The sequence below is a fragment of the Bartonella sp. CL70QHWL genome (assembly GCF_042194855.1).
Classification (GTDB): domain Bacteria; phylum Pseudomonadota; class Alphaproteobacteria; order Rhizobiales; family Rhizobiaceae; genus Bartonella.
In genome coordinates this window covers 1-2,890 of record NZ_JBHINJ010000058.1, presented here as the reverse complement: position 1 = coordinate 2,890, position 2,890 = coordinate 1, and the positions used below count along the sequence as shown (strand labels likewise).

Below are 2,890 nucleotides of genomic sequence, written 5' to 3'. Positions count from 1 at the left end.
ATGTTGAACCGCATAAACAGCGGCTTCCTCTGGTGGAGTAAAGATGCCATTAAAGGACACATGCACCTTGCCATCAGCACCCTCTTGTAAATGCTGCTTTTCTTCATCCGTTAAATAATGTGCGTGAGGAAACAATCGCGCCATTCCAAGTGAAGGCAAGGATAGCGGATTGTTAATCATCACAAACAGCAAAACTTAAGGATAACATTCATATTGTTCTGGATGTTTTTTACAAAAAGGGCTGTTCAAGCGCTTCTTGACACTGCGCTGTGGAACAACAGCGCCTGGACGACAAATGGGAAGGTTTTCGGCTCTAAAAGTATAACATGGCCCTCCCGCTCTTGCTACCTCTTCATCTTTATAGCGAAACCCTGATTGAAGCATGCAAGCATAAATTGTTGCTTTTGCATTAATGCTCTGCTTTCTATTTTCTGGATCGACATCATAAGGCGTTGGCATGCCACATTCTAACAAGGCTTTTCCTATCTCTGTAAAATTAGTAACACCATTTTTCTCCCACGCGCTCAAATACCCTCCAGGAGTTTTATTAAACTGACATCCGGTGATACTTAACAAAGTTACAGCACCTAATAGCTTTAGAGTTTGTTTCATTTTTTACTCCATTATTTAATTCAAGGTTTTTGTTCACGATGAGATGTGCCATAGCGCCATGTACACTTATCGCTCGCATCTCCAAGGCAAGTATGGGAACTTATGGGATTTGTAGCCACTCTCAACCATTCTGTCCAAACGTTACTGCCAGCAGGGAGTGTCCCGTAGGTATAGCCATTGCCGCCAATAATTCTGCTTACAAAGTCATATCTATTCCCATCAAAGCCAACAGTGGTTTGTTTGCCATCACTCACATAACCTAACAGACCGGATGCAACTAAAGCATTAAAGGCGGGTCCATAGAAATTGATCTTCGTGTTGTCGGCTATCCCGTGCACCCCTTCTTGTTTGAAAGAATACAGCATATTCCCCAATGTCATTGTCCCGCGACTATGTCCATAAAGTTCTAATCCTGTAAGACCATAGCTATACATCAAATCTTTTGCTTCTTGTGTTGAATTGGTCAAACCCCAAAAGTTATTTTCCATAAACTTCTGATAGCCCGCGACCAGAAGTTCTGAAATAGCAGAATCGGCTTGAGGGAACACAACAAAATAAAGCGGTTCATTTTTATCCTTCGCATGTTGAACCGCATAAACAGCGGCTTCCTCTGGTGGAGTAAAGATGCCATTAAAGGACACATGCACCTTGCCATCAGCACCCTCTTGTAAATGCTGCTTTTCTTCATCCGTTAAATAATGTGCGTGAGGTATTTTTTGTCCACGAGCGTCTTTGATATACTGTCCATTTGCATCTATTTCATAGATTATATTACCCTTTTCATCACGGTCGACCACAGCGATGGGGTGCTCTTTGATAAACATGGTTTTATAGGAGTCATCACTGTATTTAAATCCTTCTTCTAAAAGTTGGGTTGCCATTTCGCGGTTTTCATGGACGATTTGTTCCAGCTTGCCTACATCGAGCTGTTGTACACCCTTATGGGCGCTAGCAGTATCACGATTAAGGGAGGAGATTGCTTGCTCAACATCTTGCCCTGTCAATGCCTTCTGCCCTGCTTCATCTGTCAAGACGATGGTGCCATTGCTGATAGCAGATTTGGTGTATCCTTCCTCTGAATCTTGGGCTTTTGAATGATCTAAAAGATTTTTAGCAATGTTTTTCCCGACACCATATTTGCCCTGATACATCGGACCACCGGCAGAAATGCTTAAACCTTGGCTGCTAGCTTGAGCATGCGCACCGTTGCTGATATCACTGGTGCTGATGCTTCCTGTGGTTAGGCTGTTTTTATCTGCCGGCGCAGTGCTGGAAATAAGTCCTCCGGTCAGCGTTGTTTTATCTTTAACGTTGATCTTAAAGCCGCCATCACCCGCTTTGATGCCTGATTGCTCCACAACACTATGATAATCGCTAGAGGATTTATCCTTGTTCAAGGAAATATTGGTTGAGGCTGTACCATCCTTTTCTCGGCTATTATAACCAATGGAAAAAGAGTTTTGCTTGCTGGAACTTTGTCCCGTATCACTGCGGCTGGTAATGGCAAAATCACCCCCTACTTCCATTTCTACACGCTCTCCAGAAACCACGGCGCCTGCCAATGTGGTGTTTGCCCCACTCGTGGTATGAACAGTGCCAGTGCCAACAATATGGCTGTTTTTGTGTTGAACTTCCTCACTGGAACCCTTGCCTTTACCAAAAGAAGCATTCCCCATCCACCCTGGACCACCGGTACCATAACTATACCCAACATTCATCGAAGCGCTTTGCGTGTGGTTTTCTGTGCTTTGCGTGTTTTGTGCACTTTCAAAGATGATATCTTTACCTGCTCCCATGGTGATATTCCCGCTCTGTTCATCATTGCTTTGCATCGGGTTTGTACCGGCAATAATATCGGCTCCAACACCATGGATGCTGCCTTTGTGGGCTTGCATATTAACAGCGCGTCCTGCTTCTATTGTACCTGTCACCGCAGTAGATGTCTGAACCGATGCCTCCTCCTTCTCTGTCCTAAAGCCCACGGTTACGCTAGCAGAAACATCAGCAATATCACGAATAGACTGTTTGTTTCCACCTTTCATCCCATTATAAAGACCTTTGCCTTTGCTATAGAGATCATAGCCTTTTAGACCAGCAATAAGACCATTACCGATTTTGTGTTTTGTATCCCCATGACCAAAACGTTTGACTGCATCCTTTACATCTTTTACTGTACCAAGAATGCCCACATTGACAGAGCCTGTCACACCAGCAAAAGACTTTTCATGCTTTTCTTTTGCGTTAGAGGTATCATAGCTTTCTGATAGGGTGATATTAT

General features: G+C 43.8%; 2 protein-coding genes and 1 pseudogene. All 3 read right to left on the bottom strand.

The genetic code is table 11. The features are described 5' to 3' along the window. Positions 1 to 180 (bottom strand): annotated as a pseudogene (locus ACFIJZ_RS09495) (filamentous hemagglutinin); the annotation flags it as partial. A gap of 15 nt (positions 181 to 195) precedes the next feature. Then, positions 196 to 612: a hypothetical protein gene (locus tag ACFIJZ_RS09490; RefSeq protein WP_375631895.1), complete on the bottom strand. Its 417-nt coding sequence runs from the start codon at positions 610 to 612 to the stop codon at positions 196 to 198. Positions 613 to 632: 20 nt separating this feature from the next. Continuing rightward, positions 633 to 2,890, bottom strand: a 2,258-nt coding sequence (locus tag ACFIJZ_RS09485; protein WP_375631893.1) for a hemagglutinin repeat-containing protein, incomplete at its 5' end; no start/stop codon positions are given.